The 22,200-nt window shown below is 48.2% G+C and carries 16 protein-coding genes and 3 pseudogenes; 4 read left to right on the top strand and 15 right to left on the bottom strand.

The genetic code is table 11. The features are described 5' to 3' along the window. The first annotated feature begins 163 nt into the window (after positions 1–163). The 3 genes and pseudogenes from JCM12259_RS13705 to JCM12259_RS04010 all read left to right on the top strand — a co-directional run bounded on the left by JCM12259_RS13705 (position 164) and on the right by JCM12259_RS04010 (position 4,403). Positions 164–2,553: pseudogene (locus JCM12259_RS13705) on the top strand (glycosyl hydrolase family 95 catalytic domain-containing protein). Continuing rightward, on the top strand, positions 2,550–3,473 hold the full coding sequence (locus JCM12259_RS04015) for an alpha-L-rhamnosidase N-terminal domain-containing protein (RefSeq protein ID WP_025065514.1): 924 nt from the start codon (positions 2,550–2,552) through the stop codon (positions 3,471–3,473). Before JCM12259_RS13705 ends, JCM12259_RS04015 begins: the two are co-directional and overlap by 4 nt. Positions 3,474–3,524: 51 nt before the next feature. Continuing rightward, entirely contained in the window at positions 3,525–4,403 is an 879-nt protein-coding gene (locus tag JCM12259_RS04010; RefSeq protein ID WP_025065513.1) for a helix-turn-helix domain-containing protein, read from the top strand. Positions 4,404–4,446: 43 nt separating this feature from the next. Here JCM12259_RS04010 and JCM12259_RS04005 read toward each other — a convergent pair whose 3' ends face one another. The 15 genes and pseudogenes from JCM12259_RS04005 to efp form a co-directional block, all read right to left on the bottom strand. After that, on the bottom strand, positions 4,447–5,709 hold the full coding sequence (locus JCM12259_RS04005; RefSeq protein WP_025065512.1) for an FtsW/RodA/SpoVE family cell cycle protein: 1,263 nt from the start codon (positions 5,707–5,709) through the stop codon (positions 4,447–4,449). 29 nt (positions 5,710–5,738) lie between these two features. Continuing rightward, a complete protein-coding gene (murD, locus tag JCM12259_RS04000) occupies positions 5,739–7,070 on the bottom strand; it encodes a UDP-N-acetylmuramoyl-L-alanine--D-glutamate ligase (protein ID WP_025065511.1) in 1,332 nt (443 codons plus the stop codon). Positions 7,071–7,077: 7 nt separating this feature from the next. Next, positions 7,078–8,346, bottom strand: a complete 1,269-nt coding sequence (gene mraY / locus JCM12259_RS03995; RefSeq protein WP_025065510.1) for a phospho-N-acetylmuramoyl-pentapeptide-transferase — start codon at positions 8,344–8,346, stop codon at positions 7,078–7,080. A 117-nt stretch (positions 8,347–8,463) separates the two neighbouring features. Beyond that, a pseudogene (locus JCM12259_RS13700) lies at positions 8,464–9,916 on the bottom strand (UDP-N-acetylmuramoyl-L-alanyl-D-glutamate--2,6-diaminopimelate ligase). A gap of 90 nt (positions 9,917–10,006) precedes the next feature. Beyond that, positions 10,007–12,168 (bottom strand): annotated as a pseudogene (locus tag JCM12259_RS13695) (PASTA domain-containing penicillin-binding protein). Beyond that, positions 12,165–12,668, bottom strand: coding sequence for an FtsL-like putative cell division protein (locus tag JCM12259_RS03980; protein WP_036888501.1), 504 nt, complete (start codon positions 12,666–12,668; stop codon positions 12,165–12,167). Before JCM12259_RS03980 ends, JCM12259_RS13695 begins: the two are co-directional and overlap by 4 nt. Further along, positions 12,665–13,579 carry a 16S rRNA (cytosine(1402)-N(4))-methyltransferase RsmH gene (rsmH, locus tag JCM12259_RS03975; protein ID WP_025065509.1) on the bottom strand — a complete coding sequence of 305 codons (915 nt, stop codon included), beginning with the start codon at positions 13,577–13,579 and terminating at the stop codon, positions 12,665–12,667. The genes JCM12259_RS03980 and rsmH overlap by 4 nt, the downstream gene beginning before the upstream one ends. 490 nt (positions 13,580–14,069) lie before the next feature. Further along, positions 14,070–14,732, bottom strand: a complete 663-nt coding sequence (locus tag JCM12259_RS03970; protein WP_025065508.1) for a NigD1/NigD2 family lipoprotein — start codon at positions 14,730–14,732, stop codon at positions 14,070–14,072. Between the two features lie 3 nt (positions 14,733–14,735). Continuing rightward, positions 14,736–15,884: a 1-acyl-sn-glycerol-3-phosphate acyltransferase gene (locus tag JCM12259_RS03965; RefSeq protein WP_025065507.1), complete on the bottom strand. Its 1,149-nt coding sequence runs from the start codon at positions 15,882–15,884 to the stop codon at positions 14,736–14,738. A gap of 152 nt (positions 15,885–16,036) precedes the next feature. Next, the gene (locus tag JCM12259_RS03960) at positions 16,037–17,041 is read right to left on the bottom strand and encodes a D-alanine--D-alanine ligase (RefSeq protein WP_025065506.1); all 1,005 of its coding nucleotides are present in this window, start codon (positions 17,039–17,041) and stop codon (positions 16,037–16,039) included. Between the two features lie 13 nt (positions 17,042–17,054). Next, positions 17,055–18,119: an RluA family pseudouridine synthase gene (locus JCM12259_RS03955; protein WP_025065505.1), complete on the bottom strand. Its 1,065-nt coding sequence runs from the start codon at positions 18,117–18,119 to the stop codon at positions 17,055–17,057. A 2-nt stretch (positions 18,120–18,121) separates the two neighbouring features. Continuing rightward, positions 18,122–18,826: a PASTA domain-containing protein gene (locus JCM12259_RS03950; RefSeq protein WP_025065504.1), complete on the bottom strand. Its 705-nt coding sequence runs from the start codon at positions 18,824–18,826 to the stop codon at positions 18,122–18,124. 362 nt (positions 18,827–19,188) lie between these two features. Continuing rightward, the gene (radC, locus tag JCM12259_RS03945; RefSeq protein WP_025065503.1) at positions 19,189–19,875 is read right to left on the bottom strand and encodes a RadC family protein; all 687 of its coding nucleotides are present in this window, start codon (positions 19,873–19,875) and stop codon (positions 19,189–19,191) included. Next, a complete protein-coding gene (locus tag JCM12259_RS03940) occupies positions 19,875–20,870 on the bottom strand; it encodes a glycosyltransferase family 2 protein (RefSeq protein WP_025065502.1) in 996 nt (331 codons plus the stop codon). The genes radC and JCM12259_RS03940 overlap by 1 nt, the downstream gene beginning before the upstream one ends. Before the next feature lie 131 nt (positions 20,871–21,001). Then, positions 21,002–21,568 (bottom strand): elongation factor P, encoded by a 567-nt coding sequence (gene efp / locus JCM12259_RS03935; RefSeq protein WP_025065501.1) that lies wholly within the window; start codon positions 21,566–21,568, stop codon positions 21,002–21,004. A gap of 192 nt (positions 21,569–21,760) precedes the next feature. On the opposite strand from efp, the gene rpmH reads away from it, so the two are divergent. Further along, the gene (rpmH, locus tag JCM12259_RS03930; protein ID WP_025065500.1) at positions 21,761–21,916 is read left to right on the top strand and encodes a 50S ribosomal protein L34; all 156 of its coding nucleotides are present in this window, start codon (positions 21,761–21,763) and stop codon (positions 21,914–21,916) included. Positions 21,917–22,200 lie beyond the last annotated feature (284 nt).

The raw sequence follows: 22,200 nt of genomic DNA, 5'->3' as shown, positions 1-22,200 counted from the left end.
TTGCGTTTAACCGTTAATCGGGAAGCACTTTGTATATTTCTGAGAATCAATCAAATACGAATCTCTTTTTATTCTTTTGCTTTTCTGTTCGGAAACGACTGCTTTCTGCTTGAAAAACGAGCGACTTCTATCCGGAAGCAATCACCTTTTACTTAGGAATCGAATGAAAACTGAGCAACCATTAACGAATAAAAGGCTACTATCAGCAGCAATTCTCTGTCTGTTTGCATTATTCTCGGCAGCGCAGAGGCCGTTACCGCTGCGATTATGGTATGATTCTCCCGCTACGTTTTTTGAAGAGGCGTTGCCCATCGGCAATGGAAAGATGGGCGCAATGGTATTCGGCGGAACCGACGATAACGTGATTTTGCTCAACGACATCACGCTGTGGACAGGCCGACCCATAGACCACAACCTCGACAAAGATGCCCATCAATGGATTCCGAAGATACGAGAGGCACTATTTAAAGAAGACTATCGGCTTGCCGATTCGCTGCAATTACACGTACAGGGCCCTAATTCGGCTTATTATCAGCCGTTGGCCACGCTGCATATCATTGATAACAGCGGTGGTGGTGCAAGCTGTTACCGGCGCGAATTGGATTTAGACAGTGCGCTGTGTCGCGATTTTTACGTACGAAACGGCGTTACTTTCACGCGCGAATACTTTGCATCACACCCCGATAAACTCATCGCCGTCCGACTCAGAGCCGACAAACGCAGTGCGATAAACTGTCGTCTGACGCTCACGGCATTGATTCCGCATTCCGTGAAAGCCTCAGACGGTCAGCTGATAATGACCGGAAATGCCGTGGGAGACCCTAAAAACAGCATTCATTTTTGCTCTGTTCTGCGGGTGAAAACCGCAGACGGAACGGTGACGGCAGCCGACTCGTCGCTCTATCTGCACGGAGTGAGCGATGCCGAACTATATTTCGTCAATGAAACGAGTTTCAACGGCTTCGACAAACACCCCGTCACGCAGGGCGCTCCGTACTCGGAGCAGGCCGCAAACGATATTGCCCACGCAATGAGCGGCACCTATTCGCTGTTTCGTAAGCGGCATATTACAGATTATCAACGCCTTTTCGGGCGCTTCGTTCTCACTTTGGGCGCATCCGAATACGATGCAATGCGCACTACAGAACAGCAATTACGCGATTATACTGACCATCCCGAACGCTCCAATCCTTATTTAGAGACACTCTATATGCAGTTCGGTCGTTACCTGCTCATTGCTTCTTCGCGTACTGCGGGAGTGCCGGCCAACCTGCAAGGACTATGGAATCCCTATGTGAAAGCACCTTGGCGGAGCAACTACACGGTGAATATCAACCTTGAAGAAAACTATTGGCTTGCCGAAGTCAGCAATCTTTCGGAAATGACAATGCCGCTGAACGCATTTGTACAAGCTCTCGCCGAGAATGGGAAATACACCGCTCGCAACTACTACGGCATTGATTCGGGCTGGTGTTCGAGCCACAATTCCGACCTCTGGGCTATGACAAATCCGGTCGGAGAGAAACAAGAAAGCCCCGAATGGAGCAATTGGAATATGGGCGGAGCGTGGCTTTCGCAGGCTCTTTGGGAGCATTTCGCTTTCACGCAAGACCACAATTATCTTCGAACTACGGCTTACCCGTTGCTCAAAGGGGCTTCGGCGTTTATGCTCCGATGGTTAGTCGAGAACCCGTTCAAGCCCGGTGAGCTTTTTACAGCACCCAGTACGTCGCCCGAAAACGAATATATCACCGACAAAGGATACCACGGTACCACGTGTTATGGCGCTACTGCCGATCTCGCTATTATCCGCGAGCTGTTCCGGAACACGTTATCCGCGGCCGAATTGCTGCAAACTGATACGGCATTGCAAACAAAGCTCCGTGCCGTTTTGCCCCGTTTGCATCCATATAGCATCGGAAAGCAAGGCGATTTGAATGAATGGTACTATGATTGGGATGATTTCGACCCGCAGCATCGTCATCAATCGCATCTCATCGGGCTCTTCCCGGGGCATCAAATCACGGTCGATGGTATGCCCGAATTGGCGCAGGCGTGTGCCCGTTCGCTTGAAATCAAAGGTGACAAAACCACGGGATGGAGCACAGGATGGCGTATCAATCTATGGGCCCGACTGCGAAACGCACAACGGGCGTACGCCATTTACCGCACACTTTTGACCTATGTGTCGCCCGATTGCTACCAAGCTCCGACCGAAGACATAGCGGTGGCACTTATCCTAACCTCTTCGACGCGCATCCTCCATTTCAAATCGACGGCAACTTTGGCGGTACCGCGGGCGTATGCGAGATGCTTGTGCAGAGCGACGGACAGCGTATCGACCTGCTGCCAGCCTTGCCCGACGCTTGGAAAGACGGTCAGGTACAGGGCATTTGTGCCCGAGGCGGTTACGAAATTGCAATGACTTGGAAAGGCAGTCGGGTCGTTTCGGCCATCGTCAAGAGCAAAGCTGGTGGACGGGTAACAGTTTCTTACAACGGAAAAAGCGTGACATTGACGCTTGGAAAAGGACAAAAAGCAATGTTGAAATGAGCAGATGGGCTATGTTTTTACTGCTTGTCGTAAGCTGGCAAGGGGCTGTTGCACAAGGATTCGGCACGCAATGGATCTGCGATCCGGCACTCGACGACACGTCGCAGGTCTGGTTTCGCCATACGTATGTAAGTCGAGGCCGCCCCGTACAGGCCTTTGTGACGGTGGAATCGACGGGCTCTTTCGATCTGTTTGTCAATCAACGGAATGTGAGTACGCGTGTTTTGATTCCTTGTCGCAGGTCTTTCGACGATCGTCCCATTGCGATTACCTATGATATCAGCCGTTTTTTGCAGCGCGACAGCAATACGATTGCAGTGTGGTATTCGCCTGCTTGGCCCCACCGCAACACCCGTCAGCTTGCCGTTTCCTATTATGGGTGGATGGCAGATGGCACTCCTTTCGCATTCAAAGCAGGTGAGGATTGGCTTTGTTGCAAGTCGAACCGGAGTCTGACAAGAGCCGGTGGTGAGCGGGTTGACGGCCGACGGAAATGTCAGAAATGGAATGCTGTCGACGCACCGATCGTTGGTTGGATGACAACTAACGTCATTTTGCACGACGATTCAGCCTTTGTTGCAATGCAACGAACGGTTAATGAGGCTGCAAAAGTATGTAAAATACGACGGCAACGATACTTTGATCTTGTAGGCGACAGTGTTTATTATGATTTCGGTCGGCCTTTTCGAGGTTGGGTCCGAATCACATTGCGCGGCGCGAAAGTGGGTGAGCGCATCTCGATCGACGGCTTGGAGTATGTCTGCAACGGCGAGATCGACGAGCAGGTGTGCCGTAAATTCACCATCACTAACCATCGCTGCGTGCTTATTTGCGGTGATTCCGATTTCCGACCGGCACAGATTCAAAAGGCGGAGGCTATCGAAATAGTGCCTGATCAGCGGCGAAGTTATTTCTATTAGCGATGCCGTTTCAGTGTTTTTCGCTATCTTTGCACTGTAAACCGCTAAACAATGACCGGAAAACAACTAAATGAAATCACCGTCAGATCACTGCTTTCTGTGCGTGAAGGCAGCAGTATCGGTACGGATTTCATCATTTATGATACATTCAAGCACACGCCTCTGCCCAATGAACCGCATCGAATGAAGTGTTTGGTGTTGGGGATTTGTTTGTCCGGAACAGCTCACTATTCTCTCGATACGATCGAATATCGCGTGAAATCCAATGATATTATCATTATCAGTGAGGGAAAAGTGCTAGATAATTATTATTTCAGTCCTGACTGCCAGTTGATGACACTCGTGCTCTCTTATGATTTTTTCTATGAGATTATTAAAGAAGTTCATGACCTTTCGGCCCTGTTTCTCTTTGCCAGAACTCATCCTGTGTGTTCGATGAAACCTGACGATGTGCAGACGATCGTCAATTATCTGCGTATGATTAAAGAGAAAACAGACGGGTGTAAACATCATTTTCGCAAGGAAATCGTGCGTTCGCTCATCACGGCTATGATCTATGACATTAGCAACAGCATCTATCTGATTCAGAATCTGTCGAAGAGCGAGAGGCTGAGAGGTGAAGTGATCTTTGCTGAATACATTAAATTGGTGGAACGAAACTTCCGCCATGAGCGTCGTGTTAGCTGGTATGCGCAGCAGCTTGGCATTACACCGAAATATCTTTCAGAGATGATTCGGCATGCGAGTAATCGCACACCGACTGATTGGATTGATAAATATGTGACGCTGGAATTGCGTGTTCTCCTGAGAAACTCTACTAAAACGGTCAAAGAAATCACGCAGGAAATGCATTTCCCGAATCAAAGTTTCCTCGGGAGATACTTCAAAGAGCATGTCGGTTTATCGCCTACGGCGTATCGGAAAAACTAAGATTAGGCTTTTCCGGATTGTGAATGAGTTGGGTTGTTGATAACTAAACATGTTGATTTACAAGTGTTTCGGTTTGCACAGAGGTCTTCTTTGCGGATCGGCTGATGCTGAGAATGGCCCCGATGTAGATACAATTAATGATGGTAGAAGTACCGCCTTTGCTTACCAATGGTAACGGTTGACCGGTGACGGGAGCAAGACCCACGGCCACGCACATATTGAAAATGGCTTGCGTTACGAGTAATAACGCAAGGCCCATGGCCAAGAATGCGGGGAAGGTATTCTCACAACGGTGGGCGATTCGACCTGTCCTGAATAAGAGAATAATGTAGAGTATGGCCACGAAAAACGCTCCTTCGATACCCATTTCCTCAATGATAATGGCGTAAATAAAGTCGGAAAAGGCCTGCGAAAGGAAGTCGCGCTCGTCTGAATTACCCGGACCTTTGCCCACAACGTTGCTTGATGCGATGGCAATATTGGCGTGAGCTATCTGCGCATCTTTGTCTAAATCGACGTCTTCGGGGGCAATCTGCTTCTTGTCTGCAAATTTATTGATGCGCGATTTCCACGTGTCGAAGCGATGAAAGACTTTCTTGATACCGGTGGTTTGTTGCTTGACGGTATCTGTCTGTTCGGTCATCGTCTTGCCGGCGACGGCTTCTCCGTGGTCTTCTCCCACCAACATTACAAGCGCAAAAAGGCACACAACAAGCAGGGTAGCGATGCCCAAGAGTCGGCCTAACTGTCGGAAAGACACGCGTCCGATAATCATCATCATAAAGATGATGGCACAAAGCAACACTGCTGTTGACAGATTCTCAAGCATAATGAGGGGAATAATGAAGAGACAAGTAATGAGCACGTATCTGAATGCATTCTTATCGGCTCCGTTTTCGGTCTGCATAGCGCTCAGTATCTGCGCCGTGGCAAGCACCATCGTGCCTTTTGCAATCTCGGAAGGCTGAAACTGTATGCCGATCAGGCTGATCCAGCGTTGTGCTCCATTGGTAGACTGGCCGGCAAAGTAGACCCATATTAGAGTAAGAAATGACAGAATGAGTAGGAACGGGGTAACGATTTTAAAGTATTTGCATTTGATATTGAGTGTTACTACCATAAAGAAGATACCCAGGAAGAGGATTCCCACGTGCTTGAGAACAGGTGCCAGGTAGCTGCCTCCTTTGTAAGTGAGTTGTGACGAGGCCGAATAGACCTCGACGACACTGATGATGCAGAGGAAGAAAAACACCATCCAGATTACCTTGTCGCCCTTGAAGATATTGCTAAGCGTTTGATTGTTCATTGCCGTTGGTGATGGATTGCAAAGCCTGTTTATAGAGATCTGACTAAGGTTTTGAATTGTTGGCCGCGGTCTTCCATATTTTTGAAGAGGTCGAAGCTGGCACAACAAGGACTCAGTAGTACCGTATCGCCGGGCTGGGCCATCTCGTAGCAGGCCCGTACACAGTCTTTCATACTGTGGGTATCGCGTATGGGGATGCCTATTCCATCGAAGAAGCGGTGCAGCTTGGTGTTATCGGCACCGAGATAAACCAATCCGGCGCATTTCTCCTGCACCAAAGGCTTGATCTCATTATAGTCATTGCCCTTGTCTTTACCGCCCAAAATCAGGATGACGGGCGTTTTCATACTTTCCAAAGCATACCAACAGGCATCGACATTAGTAGCTTTCGAGTCGTTGATATACTGTACACCGCCCACCTTGCAGACTTTTTCTAAGCGGTGTTCGACGCCCGGAAAGTCGCCGAGACTTTTACGAATGGCTTCTTTTTTGATACCGGCGATGTCTGAGGCGATGCCTGCCGCAAGCGAGTTATAGATATTATGCTTGCCCGTCAGACTCAATTCTTCTTGCTCCATATTGAAAGGCGTAGGCTCCTCGATGGTGTATTGGCCCTCTTCTATGTATCCGATGCTGCCCGATTCTTTGAGTTCGGAGAACGGATATTGTACGGCGCGGATGTCATATTTGGCCAATTCGCGCTTGATTACAGGATCGTCGTTCCAGTAAATGAATGAGTCGGCCGGCGTTTGATTCTGAATGATGCGCATTTTAGCATCTACATAGTTTTGCATACAGTTGTCATAGCGATCCAAATGGTCGGGGGTGATGTTGAGCAGAATGGCTATGTCGGCCCGGAAGTCGTACATATTGTCCAACTGAAAGCTGCTGAGCTCGATGATATAATATTCGTGCGGGTCTTCGGCTATTTGTAAAGCCAGGCTCCGTCCGATGTTTCCGGCGAGTCCGACATCATATCCTGCGGCCTTGAATATGTGATAGATGAGCGATGTGGTAGTAGTTTTTCCATTGCTTCCGGTGATGCAAATCATCTTGGAATGCGTGTAACGGCCGGCAAATTCTATCTCGCTGATGATATGAGTACTCTGCTCTGAGAGTTTCTTTACCATCGGAGCTTCTTTCGGAATGCCCGGACTCTTGATCACTTCGTCGGCATTCAGAATCTTCTCCGCAGTGTGCTGGCCTTCCTCCCAAGCGATTCCGTGACTGTCCATCAGCTGCTTATACTTGTCTTTTATGGCCGACATATCCGACACGAATACGTCGAAACCCTGCTTTTTAGCCAATATTGCTGCACCGGCTCCGCTCTCACCGGCTCCTAAAACTACGATTCTTTTCATCTCTTCTTTATCTGATCTTCAACGTAATGATGGTGAGTGCTACGAGGATTATCGTAATAATCCAGAAGCGAATGGTGATTTTCGACTCGTGAACAACTGTTCGCGGCTTCGTGACGAGGTATTTGCAGTCAGGGTCTAACTGCTCGTCTTGTGTGCGGAAGTTGTCGTGTATGGGCGTACGTTTGAATATTCGCTGCTTCACTCCGTGTCGTTTACCCAGCTTGAAGTACCAAACCTGCACGATAACGCTAAGACTTTCGACAAAGAATATGCCGCAAAGGATGGGTAAAAGCAGCTCTTTGTGAATGATGATAGCGCCTACCGCGATGATGCCTCCTATCGCCAGTGAGCCTGTGTCGCCCATAAACACCTGCGCGGGATAAGCATTGTACCAGAGAAAACCGATGAGTGCGCCGATAAAAGCACAGAAAAATACCACTAACTCTTGCGAACCGGGGATGTACATAATGTTCAGATAGGCTGCGAATTGTATGTGCGAGCTGACATAAGCCAATATTCCCAGGGCCACACCGATGATGGCCGAGTTGCCTGCACACATCCCATCCATTCCGTCGTTGAGGTTAGCGCCGTTGCTGACAGCCGTTACTACGAAGATGGTCATTATCACAAAGAGAATCCATCCGGCTGCAACACGACGGTCGCCGAATACACTTGTCACGCGCGAATAGTCTAAATTGTGTCCTTTTAAGAATGGAATCGTAGTCTTTAACGACTTTCGTGGCTGGGTGCGATGCTTGACAACGGTCTCCTGTCCTTGCTTTTCGATGGCTAAGTTTTCGTTAATCTTTACGTCGGGAGCGGCCCACAGCGTTACGCCTACGATGAAACCAATGCCGATTTGACCGATAATCTTATACTTACCTTTTAGTCCTTGCTTGTTACGTCGGAATATTTTGATGAAGTCGTCCATACCTCCGAGGAAGCCAAGCCATATTGTCGTGACAATCATCAACAGCAAATAAACATTGCGCAAACGCCCCAATAGCAGCACGGGAATAAGGATTGCCACAATGATAATGATGCCGCCCATTGACGGGACACCGATTTTCTTCACTCCGAAAGGGTCTATATTAGCATCGCGTTGTGTCTCGGTGATTTGCTTCCGCTTCAAAAACGCAATGAATTTTTCACCGAACCACGCCGAGATAACGAGTGAAAGGATCAGCGCCAACAATGCTCTGAACGAGATATAGCCCCAAAGGTGAGACCCGGAGATGCCGTATTGGTCAAGAACTCTGAATAGATAGTACAGCATAATACACCTGTTTAATTCATAAATTTATAATACATAATTGGCTTAACGCCAAACTTTGTTTCATAATCCGGACTTGTTGTGTGCCGAGGAAACAATGGGCGATTCAACTATTAACTATCACTGATTAACCGCCAATTGCTCTACCACTTCCCGATCATCGAAGTGATGCTTCACACCTTGTATTTCCTGATAGTCTTCGTGACCCTTACCGGCAATGAGAACAACATCGCCTTTGTGGGCCAACATACACGCAGTGCGGATCGCTTCACGCCTATCTACGATGCTGAGAACCTTCTCCCGCTGTCGCGAATTGAGGCCTTCGAGCATATCATTGATAATATCTTGCGGATTCTCAAAGCGCGGATTGTCGCTCGTAATAATCACTTTGTCGCTTTGGCGTACGGCTTCTTGCGCCATCAACGGGCGTTTACCTTTGTCTCGATTGCCGCCGGCACCACATACGGTGATTACTTTTCCCTTACCATCTAACACCTCGTGAATGGCATTGAGCACGTTAGCTAAGGCATCTGGAGTGTGTGCATAGTCGACGATTGCAGTGTAACCGGCCGCGCAATGTATCGGTTCGAGACGCCTCGCACGCTATGCAGGGTGCTGAGAACCACAAGTACATCCTCGGGGCGCTTTCCCAGCATCACGGCTGCACCGTAAACGGCCAGTAAATTGCTAACATTGAACTTGCCGATGAATTGAACTCCCACCTCACGACCATCTATTTCGAGGTACATTCCTTCAAAGTGGCATTCCAATAGTTTACCTTTGAAGTCGGCGGCAACGCGTGTTGAATAAGTCTTTACAGTCGCCTTGGTGTTCTGAACCATAATCATACCGTTTTTGTCATCAGCATTCGTGATGGCAAAAGCGGTCTTTGGTAGCCCATCGAAGAATGATTTCTTGGCATTGCGATAGTTTTCGAAGGTCTTGTGATAGTCTAAATGGTCGCGAGTAAGGTTTGTAAAAATGCCGCCGACAAATGAAAGGCCGCTGATCCGCCGTTGAGCAATGGCGTGCGAAGAGCATTCCATAAAGGCATACTCGCATCCTGCCTCGACCATTCGATGCAACAGCTGGTTTAATTCGATAGGATCGGGTGTGGTATGATCGGCTGCAATGGCTTCGTCTTCTATATAATTGCACACTGTAGAGAGTAGACCGCACTTGTATCCCATCGCTCTGAACATATTATATAATAAGGTAGCGACCGTCGTTTTGCCATTGGTGCCGGTCACACCTACTAATTTCAGTTTGCGAGACGGATCTCCATAAAAGAGCGTAGCGACTTTACCTGCTGCATCTTCTGTGGATTCCACCTGCACAAAAGTAACCCCTGTGGCCAACGATTCGGCATATCCTCGCACAAAACGGCCACTGCTCCCTGCTCGATAGCTTTCGAAATAAACTGATGTCCATCCACCTGCGTACCCTTCATAGCCACAAATAGATGTCCTTTCTCAATGCGTCGGGAATCGATGTTTACGCCCGTGATCTCCACCTCTGTATCTCCCAGGATGTCAAGTGGTTTGACATGTTTGAGCAATTCATTTAATTTCATATCGCGTTTTACTATTACTTGTCTTGCGTTTAAGTAGCTTTTGGGATGCAACTAACTGTGAGTTGCAATGCGATTAACACTTCGTTGTTTTCAGTTTAATTTTAGGTGACATATTTCCCGTTTATTTACTTCGCTACCGGGAGCCACTGATTGTTCTACAACGCTTCCGCGACCGTGTAGCCAAACACGCATGCTGCGGCTCTCCATGAGGTAAACGGCATCGCGAGCACCCATTCCCACGACGTCGGGAACACGACTCCGACCGTACATTTTCTCACGTTTCAGCACCACCATAGTGTTCCCTTGCCGTGTGGCTGTGCCCCAAATGGGATTACCGTCGGCGTAACTGCCACTCCAATCGGCATTGGTTTTGATGCCGAGATGCGTCAACACATAGTCAGCCGACAGTATATTACCGGCCTTCACATCAGGAACGAGGATAGAAGCAGAGTCTCGTGCGTCTTTGATATCCAGCTTGATGTCTTGCGCCATAATACCTTCGGCGATGTGGTGGAACACAACTCCGCTCATCCCTCCGCCCGAAGCGGGCAGTCCCGACTTCTGAATGCACACGATACAACTGTAACGCGGTGCATCAGCAGGGAAATATCCGGCAAAGCTTAACAGATAATCGGTGGTTCCCGACTTATAACCTGCGGCGCCTTAGACATCTGTGCCGTTCCCGTTTTACCCGCAACCTTGAACGAAGAAGAGCCGGCCTTCTTGCCAAGACCTTGACTTACGACGTGCTCTAATATCGTTTGAATCTCTTTCAAAGTCTTAGTCTTGCAGATTTGTTCGTGTCCCTTCACGGCTTCCGGTGGAAAATCCATCAGCACCTGACCGTTTTTCACAACCTCTTTCACAAACCGCGGACGCATCATTCGTCCGTTATTGGCTATTGCATTATAGAAAGTCAGCGTCGAAATAGGCGGAACCTGCGTCTCATAGCCTATACTCATCCACGGCAAAGCAGTGTCGCTCCAATTCAACCACTGCCCTCTGGCGTTCTTTTTCGGCATTCGTATCTTCGCAGGCGACGACCCAAGGAGCGGTATTTGCAGGTCGGCCGCCAAACCGACACGATAGATTCCGCGGACAAATCGGGCCGGATCGCTGTGGTAATAATTGTCAATGATGCGGCTCACACCGATATTCGAGCTGTAAAGCAATGTTTGCGGCAGTGTCAACAACCCGTAGCCGCCCCGCCGCCAATTGTGATCTTTCATCTCTCTGCCGTACATCGGCCACATGCCTCCACCCGTTTCTACCCGGTAAGTAGTGTCGACCATACCGTCGTCGAGTGCTACCATAATGGAAGCAGTCTTGAAAACAGAGCCAGGTTCAAGCAAATCGCTCACCGCGTGATTCTTAACCTCACGGTATTTGCCGTCTACACACTTCTCCATATTCACGATTGCCTTGATATCTCCGGTGCGAACTTCCATCACAATGGCTACACCCACGTTGCCGTTGATTTCTTTCAGTTCGTCGAGTACGGCCCTTTCGGCCAAGTCTTGAATACCGACGTCGATCGTAGTGACGATATCTGCACCGTCAATAGGCGGTGTATCCATAATGTCGAGGAACTTATTGAGCACCTTACGACGATGGATTATGCCGTTCTTTCCACGTAAAATAGAGTCGTAAGAAAGCTCCAATCCGAAGCGGGCAGTATCTTTCGCACCAAACATATCGCCCACCGTGCGACCTGCCAAAGAGCCATACGGACGCTGGCGGGCATTGAACTCTTCCGTATGAAAGCCGCTTTTATTCTGCGACAGACGGAAAACGGGCAGCAGTTTCACCTCGGAATAGATGTTATAATCAACCCGTCGCTTCCAGATAGGCCAGTGTCGGCTCATCTTTTTGCGCCCTTCCGCGAACTGTCTTTTAAACTCCGAGGCTGTTTGTTCAGGAAAAATCTGACTCAAACAGCGGCATATCGAATCCTCTTTCACATTCCACAACGAGTCGGTATGTGAATCGTGAAGAGCCTGAAAGTCCATATACAGCTTGAATTCAGGTAACGAACTGGCCATCAACTGCCCGTCGCAGCTCAGTATGTTACCGCGCAACGGCTTCACGCTAACGCTGTCTTTCTTCACCCGATCAGCCACTTTCATCCAATAGTCGCGTTTAGCGGTCATCAGATAAAGCGTTTTCGCGACGACAGCTACAGCCATCAGCGTCATCAAAATGGCGATGAAGCTGTAACGAGGCATTATCTTTTTATAATCGAATTTGCTCATTCCTCGGGCACGTTAATGATGAACGGCGGCTGATTGGCTATATGCAACACACTGTCTTTGTTATCTTTCAGCATATTGAGAACGTTGCTTTCGCGGCTCTTTTCCGTGATTTGGCTGCTCGTAGACAGTGCTTTGTAACGTGCATCCTGCAATTCTCGTTTCAGTTTATCTATCTCGATAAGGTCTTGCTGACAGCTGTATCGATTGGAAATATATATAAGCAGAATGAAAGCAATGAGCAAAAAGAGCCAGATCTGATGCCGAATGGTACTCGTGTTGAGAATGTCTCCACCCAAGATCTTACGCAAAGTAAAGTTGGCCGACAGTGGAGACTCGTCCTCAGTAGCCTGCTCTTTGATGACTTCCGTCAGCGTTTGCAATTCCTCTTCGGGCGCAGATATAGTGCCGGTCACCGTTTCCGGTGTGGAGTTGGACTGTTGCGGATCGGCTTTCTCGGTGTCCGCGGCAACATCGATTATTGTTTTTTCATCCTTGTTCATTTCTTTTCTGCAATTCTCAATTTGGCACTTCGGCTACGCGGATTGCGCTGTTGCTCTTCCGTGTCAGGCACAATCACTTTGGCATTGACCGCTTTCAGGGGTGTTTCTGTGCGTCCGTAGAAGTCTTGTTCAACCTTTCCGGCGGCATTACCGGTCTTGATGATGTTCTTAACAATGCGGTCTTCGAGCGAGTGATAGGTAATAACGGCAAGCCGGCCGCCCGGTTTCAGCATCTCGATAGCCGCTGCCAGCATCTCTTTCAGTGCTTCCATCTCGCTGTTCACTTCTATTCGGAGAGCCTGAAAGAGTTTAGCCATCTCCTTTTTTTCGCGTTCACGCTTGAAGAAAGGCTCAACAGCGGCAATGAAATCGCGTGTAGTAGTAATCGGCTTCAGCGTTCGCGCCTTGACCAAAGCTGCTGCAATGGGACGCGAATTGCGCATTTCACCGTAGAGATAAAATACGTCTGCCAATGCCGCTTCATCATATCGATTCACGATATCAGCCGCAGTTGTCGGCCCATTTGCGTTCATCCGCATATCCAATGGGGCATCGAAACGAAACGAAAAGCCGCGCTGCTCATTGTCGAAGTGGTGCGATGACACACCGAGATCGGCCAACAGACCGTCGATTTGCACCGTTTCGTAATACCGCATCCAGTTTTTGAGGTAACGAAAGTTGGTTCTCACGAACGTAAAACGCTCGTCTTCCATCGTGTTCTGTGCAGCATCGGCATCCTGATCGAAACCGAAGAGCCGGCCGGTGGAATCCAATCGGGCAAGAATCTCACGCGAATGGCCTCCCCCACCGAATGTAGCGTCTACGTAAACGCCGCCTTTTCGGAGGTTCAGTCCATCGATACTCGCCTCTAAGAGCACCGGAATGTGATAGGCTTCTGCCGTTTTGATCATATCGTTAAATCCCGTTTCCCGCCGTTGTTGTCCGTTATCCGTCAGTTGCAAAGGCAGTTTGCCTCGGCTGATCCGACTGTTTTTTCGGTTCAAAGTTACACAAATTTCCCCATATTTGACTATTCTTCCGCTGCAAAATTTATAATTGAGAATTGATCATTGAGAATTGTTTATTCATCGATTGAGTTTCGGATATTAAAACAGCGAGACTTACTTCAAATAGGTTCTATCTACTGTGATCTGGCAGGCATTTATAAACAGCACAACAACGAATCGTTAGTTAACCTCCAAATAAGCATCAATCGTAGTGCAATCAACGTTTAATTAGCGTGCGATTAACGGTTAACCGAGATACAGTTTGTAAATGTCTGCCAGCTCACAGTAGATAGAATCTATTTGAAGTTGGCTTTTAGGTGCTTTTGTTCAAGACCTAAGCAAAGAATGATCCTTTCTCAATTCTTAATTGGCAACAGCCTCCCAATTCCTTAACTTAGGGCGCTAAGGTTTTGGTTAAATGAATCATTCCTTTGTAAGTATAGACGGTGAGATGAATGACTGACCCCTTGGCAACATCTCGCAGCGACACGCTGAGATGGCCACGGACACTGTAATATTGAGGCACTCCGTTCTGATGATGCAACAAGGTGAGGTAAATGTGCGACACGTTGTTGGCCGATTGCTTGACGGAATCACACGAAACGCCGAGCGTCTGACGAGCATCGGAGGTGTCAGTCTTACCTGTTTTAACAGCGAAACCGATATTGAGATACTTCCGGTTGCGACTGATCCACGCACTCTCAAAGATGAGCGGATCGGTGAACCGCGTCTCACCCTCGGCCATTTTACGCCATTTCATCACAGGAATTTGCTTCATTCGCACCGCTTCCGGTCCCTCTTCGCTAAGGTTGTAATAGGCTAACACACGATAAACGGAATCGCCCCGTACGGCCCAATCAACCGTAATGCGCGGCGAAAAAGTAACGGAATCACCGTCGTCGGTGATAAGATAATCGACCACTCGGGGCGAAGTGGTGTGCAACTCGGCAAAATCGGCACGCAGATAAGAATATTTTCCGTCGCCTGTCCGGTAGTTTTCACGTCGGCAACTCATCACGATGACAAGCAGACCGACTACTGCAAGGAATTTCTTCATAGGTTATTGGGCGGCAAGATAATTGATGGCGGGATTGGCATACATTGTCAACAGGCGTTCACGCAGATAGGATTCGTCTTTGTTTTCAAGCTCAATCTTGGCCAACTGACCACTGATGTATTGTTCAAAAGCGGTTTGGTCGACATCCGTATACGCCGAACGGTAGGCCGTCGCCCCCCGAAGCAGATCGAGTGCAACATAATTGCAGGGGTAGAGTCGATAGTTTCGGTGAATCTGTCGGTCGATAAACGCAGCGACAGAAGCATACAGTTCGGTCTTCGGCAGCGCCGGATCGAGTTGCGTGAGATAGTTGTCGAGACACGGTGCACATTGATAATGGATACGCCCTTTGTATCCGAAAATACCCGTTTGCATACTGACAAGGTCGTCTTGCGGACTCTTCTTCCATCCCTGCACATCGCGTTTGAGCTGAAACTCCTGTGCTTTGAGATAGTCGCAGGGGTCGAATTCATACGAAATTGTCAGCGGAACGATATGCAATTGGATGAGTCGCTCGACCGCAGAACCAGTTCCTCCCATCGCCATCATTTTAAGAACGGCCTCCTGTGTACGGTCATCCGAGTCCTTAGCACGGCCTTCGCGCTGTGCAATCCACACGTTTTCGTGCTTCACATTCACTGCATAGTGCATATATTCGGACAGTCTTCGGCTGGCCGCCAGCATCTGTCGTATCGGCAGATTGCGCTCGACAATAAACGATTTGTTGACTCTCACGAGGTCTTTTATCCACGGAAGCGACAGCAGGTTGTCGCCGATGGCTATCTCACAGGTCGTCGTGAAGCCCGCATCTATGAGTAATTTGTCGAGGAAAGCAGAGTCGAGCACGATGTCACGGTGGTTACTTATAAAGGTAAATCGGCCCTGATTACTAATCGCCGAGATATCGATATCGCAGCTTTTGCTGGCTTTTGACAGGAGCTTTTCAAGAAAACCGTAACAGAAAGTGTGCTGAAACTCCAAGCCGGTCTTACATTCCCGCATCCTTGTTGCAAACACATCGAAAGACATTTCGGGCATAATGAAAGCGATAACTTTGCGAAACTGCTCGTTATTCAGCAGTCTTTCAAACACTTCGGGCAGCTCTTCGGGCTCGAAAGGACGTATCGGATCGAATTCAGATAGCGTGGACATAGATTCTTGTTGATTTTTGGGAATTGTGCGTTTAGACGTTAAATCGTGTGCGTTTAATCATTAGTTGGATTGCATTTAACCGTTAGTTGGATTACGTTTAACCGTTAGTCAGGTTGCGTTTAACGGTTAAATGCAACTCGACTAACGTCTTTTCACGACATCTGATTTTCAATAATATCGGTCAAGACATCCTTAATGTCTAAGCCAGCAGCTTTCACTTGCTGCGGAATAAAGCTCGTGGCGGTCATTCCCGGAGTACTATTGATCTCGAGCATATTGATGACATCGCGACCGTTTTGATCTTGGGAAATGATGTAATCGATGCGAATGATGCCGTTGCAATGCAATATGTCATAGATCTTCGACGTCTCTTCGGCCACCCGTTCGGCCGTTTCGGGATTGAGACGAGCAGGTGTTATCTCTTCGACTTGCCCGTTATACTTGGCGTCGTAATCAAAAAACTCGTTGTTGGTAACGACTTCCGTGGCGGGAAATACGACCGACTTGTTTTTCGTTTTGTAGCAACCGACAGAGATTTCCGTACCTTTCAGGTAACGTTCTATCATCACTTCGTCGCTCTCCATAAATGCAACGCGCAAGGCAGGAGCTAACTGATCGGCGTTCTTTACCTTTGAAATACCGAAGCTCGAACCGTCGGCCGCAGGCTTGACAAAGCACGGCCACCCAATGCGCGACGCTATTTCAGCCTCGGAATACTTATCTTCTTCACCGCGACGAAGCAGCAAACTGTCGGCCACATTCACACCGAAGCCGCGCAGATAATTGTTAAGCACGAATTTATCAAACGTCATTGCCTCGACCAAAACGCCACTTGTGCTGTACGGAATATGCAGAAGCTCGAAGTAACCTTGCATTATTCCGTTCTCACCGGGCGTTCCGTGAATCGTAATATACGCATAATCGAACACTACGAGCTTGCCATTCACCAGAAAAGAAAAGTCGTTTTTATCAATGGGAGCCGTGGTTCCGTCTTCAAAATGCACGTTCCAATCGAGTCCTTTCACGTCGACAATGTAGACATTATAGCGCTCTTTATCAAAGAAAGAGTACAAACCTTGAGCCGAACGCATTGAGACGTCATGCTCGGAAGAATCTCCACCGCACACGATGGCTATGTTTCTTTTGGGATTTTTCATATCTTTTGTGTCCTTAATTATCGTAAGTGTCGATGGTGGTACCCGTTATAAAGGCTCTCCATTTATCTATCAGCTGCTCCATATCACGCGGAAGCGGTGCACAGAAATCCATCTCTCGGCCAGTAGTCGGGTGCCGGAAGCCCAGCGTTCGGGCGTGAAGTGCCTGACGATTGCATAATTTAAAGCAGTTTTGAATGAACGACTTGTACGTCGAACTACGGTTACCGCGCAGGATTTCGGTACCTCCATAACGCTCATCGGCAAACAACGGGTGACCGATATGCCGCAAATGAGCTCGAATCTGATGTGTCCGGCCTGTCTCGAGCATACATTCTATCAACGTAACATAGCCGAAACGCTCGAGCACGCGATAGTGAGTGATGGCCGGTTTGCCGATACCCGAAGTGGGATCGAATACTTTCATCCGTAGCCGATCACGTGGATCGCGCCCAATATTGCCCTCGATGCGACCTTCATTTTCAGCAAAATGCCCCCACACCAAGGCGTTATAACTGCGCCGAGTGGTCTTATTGAAGAACTGAACACCTAACTTACGCTTAGCATCGGGCGTCTTCGCAACAAGCAACAGACCGCTGGTGTCTTTATCGATACGGTGTACCAAGCCAACCTCGGGGTCGTTGGGATCATACGAAGGCAAGTCTTTCAGATGCCAGGCAACGGCATTCACCAACGTGCCATGGAAGTTCCCGGCACCCGGATGGACAACAAGTCCAGCGGGTTTATCGACTACCAGCAGCTCAGCATCTTCGTAAACGATGTTCAACGGGATGTCCTCGGCCTCGATAGTGCTATCGTGTCGCGGGCGGTCAAGCATTAAAGTGATTACGTCGTTGGACCTAACTTTATAATTACTTTTCACCGGACGATCGTTCACATGCACAAAACCGGCATCCGCAGCCTGCTGAATGCGGTTGCGACTGGAATGCTGCAACTTCTCGAACATATATTTATCGATGCGCAACGGGCTTTGCCCCTCGTCTACAACGATGCGGAAATGTTCATAGAGCGGCTGTTGTTCATCTTCCAATTCGTCGATTTCTTCTGTATATTCAGTCATTATCACTTCTTTTCCTGACCGTTGGCCGGTGCGGGTTTCGGTGCTGTTGGCGACTCGTTCGTAGGCGGACCTGTCACCTCTTCGAACTCATCGACATCGCCTTCTGTGCCTTGTTCAATGGGGTCTACATAGTTCACGGAGTCTGATTCACTACGCATGCCGTTGCCGACTTGTATTGTCAGTACGTCGTCTATGGATATTCTGTCGCCAGTCGACACGTGGTGGCCCTGCACCAAGACACCGTACACCCAATCTTTTTCACCTGGAATAAACTCGGGTGGCCCCAACTTAAAGCCCATTGCCTTGAGTTTGGCCATCGCTTCACGCAGAGAACTGTTGTCGATAACATCCGGCAGGGTAATGGTCGGCGTGTTCAGCGAGTTGATCGTGAGGTAAACGATATGCCCGGTCTTCACTCGTTCTCCTGCACCCGGCGATTGGGCGAGGATCGATCCGGGTGGAAGCGTCTTGACATAACCCGTATCTGCGACTTCGACTTGCAGTCCGGCATCGTTGAGAATATGTTTGGCGTCTTCGTAAGATTTATGCAGCACATTGGGAATCGATATGGCTTCGCCGTGATGGGTGTAGATGTCGAGCCCGAATTTGACGCCGAGTCCCAACACAATGATCACCGCAATCATGGCTAAGAGATTGCCCCAAAGGTATTTACCCATCAGTTTATGTACAAAATCCGAAGACTTCATTCCGTTCGTTTCATTGTCAGATGCAAAGTTAGAAAATAAAAGTGAGAAACCGTGTTAGGAATTGATAATTGACAATTGAGAAGTGATAATTCGTTGATTGAGTCTCAAATACAAAACCAAAAGAGCATACATCGATTGAATGTTATATGTCATTAGTAATCAAATGTTTACAAACCACACGTCAATTGACTGTAAATGGCACGACAAGTAAGCATTAGTTGCAGCGCGATCGATGGTTAGTTGCAGTGTCGTTTATAGATATCTGATGGGGCATGAGCTATGGATTCCATGTGAAGTATGCTCTTTTGTTTTTGTATCTGAAGCTCAACGCCCAATTCTCAAGCCTTCATTCTCAATGAGGATTAAAGTCTTCCGTTCTCGTGATAACTGTAATATCGGCCATCGGTGATGATGACATGGTCGAGGAAATAGATGCGCATCAGATTGCAGGCATTCTTAACGAGCTGCGTGATACAATCGTCTTCGGGACTGGGCGAGTTGTTGTTGCTGGGATGATTGTGACAAAGTGCAACGATGGTGGCGTTGTTTAGCAACGCTTCTCGAATGATTATGCGCACGTCGATGGCCGTTTCGCTGATGCCGCCACGGCTGATGAGCACATCCTTGATGAGTTTATAGTTGCGATTCAACAGCAAGACGTAAGCCTCTTCGATGCTCAAATCTTGCATTCGGGGGTGCATCAGGTTGTAAATAGCCGTTGCCGAACTCAGATCTGCGCGTTCCTCGGCTTTCTCGCGAGCACGTCGCTTGCCCAGTTCGCAGGCTGCCAGAATGGTGATAGCTTTTGCTTCGCCGATCCCTTTATAGTTCATGAGATCGTGAATGGTGTGTTTTCCCAATGTATTCAGATTGTTGTTGCAGTCGTGTAGCAGGCGTTTCATTAAGTCAACAGCACTCTCCTGGGCAGAACCAGAGCCTATGAGAATGGCCAAAAGTTCGGCATTCGACAGTGCCGAAGCACCTAATCGTTCCAACTTTTCACGTGGACGATCTTCCAAAGACCATTGAGAAATGGGGAGGGAATCCATTATTTATAAAACGTTCGTTCAAAAGCGCTGAACGCATCGCGCCCTAACACGCAGCGTTTCCACCATGCATTGAGAAAACCGAAGCCGTAACCCATCAGTTGAGTAAAGGCTGCCACGACGGCCAGCAATGCCACTTTGAGGTTTCGAGAGACACGCAACGCATCGCCAAAAATGATGGCTGCATAAAACAAAAGTAGTGAGAGAGGCCATAACGAACGCAAAAAAGCCGACAATACGACCAATAACAATACGCCGACTGTGAACAACATCGGCAGTAAATGCACGGCTTTTAGCGATTCGGGATATTTTTTATAGAGATTGATTCGGGCTATTCCGCTGTTGTAAACTTGTCGAAAGAACTTGCGAAAATCGGTCCGTCGTTTGTGCCAAACCCATGCTTCGGGAAACAAACGACAGCTGCATCCGGCTTTAAAAATGCGTATTGAAAAGTCGATATCTTCTCCGAAGCGCATCTTGGAGAAGCCTCCGAGCTGCGCATAAACATCGCGTCGGATACCCATATTGAATGAACGGGGATAGAATTTATCGAGTTTCTTTTTGCCGCCACGTATTCCTCCCGTAGTGAAAAAGGCTGTCATCGAATACGAGATGGCCTTCTGCGTATCGGTAAAAGACGCGTGTGCGCTGTCGGGACCACCAAAAGCGTCGGCCGGTTCACGCTTCAATTCATCATCAACAGCCTGCAAATAACCCGCAGGAAGCACCACATCGCTATCCAACACAATGAGATAGTCGCCCGAAGAACGCTCGGCACCATAGTTACGAGACTGTCCCGGGCCAGAATTTGACTTCTCGAAATACTTCAAATCCAGCTTGTCGGTATAGCGATTGCACACTTCCCGGCATGTCACTGATGATCCGTCTTCGACGATAATCACCTCAAACGACTTTAAACTTTGCGTTGTGAGGCTTTCCAATAACTCGTCCACCTCGTCGGGACGATTATAAACGGGGATGATGAATGAGTATTTCAATAGTACGTGAGTTAGTGGGTTGGTAAGTGAGTAAGCTGTTTTGTTTTTAAGTATATGCGTTTTTAAGTTTTGAATGAATGGTAAGTTGATTTCAAAATCTTAAAAACTCATACACTTAAAAACATGTAGTCTCACTCTTTCACACGCTGCAAATAAGATCCGTCGCGCGTATCTACCTGCACCAGTTCACCTTCGTTGATAAACAACGGGACGCGAATTTCAACGCCGGTTTCCAATGTTGCAGGCTTGGTTGCATTTGTTGCGGTATCTCCTTTGAGGCCCGGTTCCGAGTGCGTGACGCGCAACACCGTCTTCACTGGCATTTCGGCGAAGAGCACAGTGCCGTCGGTTGTATCGGTAACCACTTCCACCACGTCGCCTTCTTTCATAAAATCGATGCCCGTAACGGCTTCTCTGGGGATGGGAGCTTGCTCAAAAGTCTCTTGATTCATGAATATATAGTCCTCCCCGTCTTGGTAAAGATACTGGTAAGGACGGCGTTCTATGCGCACGTCTTCGAGTTTGAAACCCACCTGAAAGGTGCGATCCAGCACGCGACCTGTGGTCACATTCTTCAACTTTGTGCGCATAACGGTGTTTCCCTTGCCCGGTTTCACATGCTGAAAATCGATGCAAGTGAAGATCTGATTGTCAAGACGGATGCACGTTCCGATCTTAATCTCCTGTGAATTGATCATTTTGTTTTATCTTGAATGAATGATAATATGTGTCGATTGACTGTTCTTTGAAGCGCTGCAAAGTTACAAATAAAATGCAAAAAACCGTAGATTGGACGCTAAAAAAGCGCTTTTCCTTGGTGATTACAAAAGAATTGCGTAATTTTGCACCCCAAAGCGTAAAATATTAACAATAAAAATACAGTCGTAACAATGAAAAGAACATTTCAGCCTCACAACAGACGGAGAGTGAACAAGCACGGTTTCCGCGAGAGAATGGCAACAAAGAATGGTCGGCGTGTGTTGGCATCGCGTCGTGCTCGCGGTCGAAAGAAACTCACAGTTTCTGATGAGCACCACGGAAAATAAGGCTTTCCGCACATCCTTTGCAGGTTAGTAAACCAACGTACGGCAGCAAATTCCTTGATCGGAGTTTGCTGTTTTTTTATTCATTTGTGCTCAACCGCTTGTTCAAAGGTGTGCAGCACGATACCTTTTCTGAGTTAGGTCGCAGCAGACGAGTTGACAAGTAAACGGATAGATCGAATAGATCGCGTTGCAACTCATGATTTGTTGTGACGTAAGTAAGCATGGGTTGTCGTGCGATTCATGCTTCGTTGCAACACAACTGACGGCTTGTTGCAGGGTGGTCC

It is taken from the genome of Hoylesella enoeca JCM 12259 (genome assembly GCF_000613405.1).
Lineage (GTDB): Bacteria > Bacteroidota > Bacteroidia > Bacteroidales > Bacteroidaceae > Prevotella > Prevotella enoeca.
Note: the sequence above shows the minus strand (reverse complement) of the source record. Positions and strands in the feature narration are given on the sequence as shown.

Coding starts and splice junctions, on each gene's coding strand:
- JCM12259_RS03960 (WP_025065506.1), bottom strand. CDS start 17,041: ATGAAAAATCCCAAAAGAAACATAGCCATCGTGTGCGGTGGAGATTCT.
- JCM12259_RS04005 (WP_025065512.1), bottom strand. CDS start 5,709: ATGAACAATCAAACGCTTAGCAATATCTTCAAGGGCGACAAGGTAATC.
- JCM12259_RS03955 (WP_025065505.1), bottom strand. CDS start 18,119: ATGACTGAATATACAGAAGAAATCGACGAATTGGAAGATGAACAACAG.
- mraY (WP_025065510.1), bottom strand. CDS start 8,346: ATGCTGTACTATCTATTCAGAGTTCTTGACCAATACGGCATCTCCGGG.
- rpmH (WP_025065500.1), top strand. CDS start 21,761: ATGAAAAGAACATTTCAGCCTCACAACAGACGGAGAGTGAACAAGCAC.
- JCM12259_RS03970 (WP_025065508.1), bottom strand. CDS start 14,732: ATGAAGAAATTCCTTGCAGTAGTCGGTCTGCTTGTCATCGTGATGAGT.
- rsmH (WP_025065509.1), bottom strand. CDS start 13,579: ATGATCAAAACGGCAGAAGCCTATCACATTCCGGTGCTCTTAGAGGCG.
- JCM12259_RS03950 (WP_025065504.1), bottom strand. CDS start 18,826: ATGAAGTCTTCGGATTTTGTACATAAACTGATGGGTAAATACCTTTGG.
- JCM12259_RS03965 (WP_025065507.1), bottom strand. CDS start 15,884: ATGTCCACGCTATCTGAATTCGATCCGATACGTCCTTTCGAGCCCGAA.
- radC (WP_025065503.1), bottom strand. CDS start 19,875: ATGGATTCCCTCCCCATTTCTCAATGGTCTTTGGAAGATCGTCCACGT.
- JCM12259_RS04010 (WP_025065513.1), top strand. CDS start 3,525: ATGACCGGAAAACAACTAAATGAAATCACCGTCAGATCACTGCTTTCT.
- efp (WP_025065501.1), bottom strand. CDS start 21,568: ATGATCAATTCACAGGAGATTAAGATCGGAACGTGCATCCGTCTTGAC.
- JCM12259_RS03980 (WP_036888501.1), bottom strand. CDS start 12,668: ATGAACAAGGATGAAAAAACAATAATCGATGTTGCCGCGGACACCGAG.
- murD (WP_025065511.1), bottom strand. CDS start 7,070: ATGAAAAGAATCGTAGTTTTAGGAGCCGGTGAGAGCGGAGCCGGTGCA.
- JCM12259_RS04015 (WP_025065514.1), top strand. CDS start 2,550: ATGAGCAGATGGGCTATGTTTTTACTGCTTGTCGTAAGCTGGCAAGGG.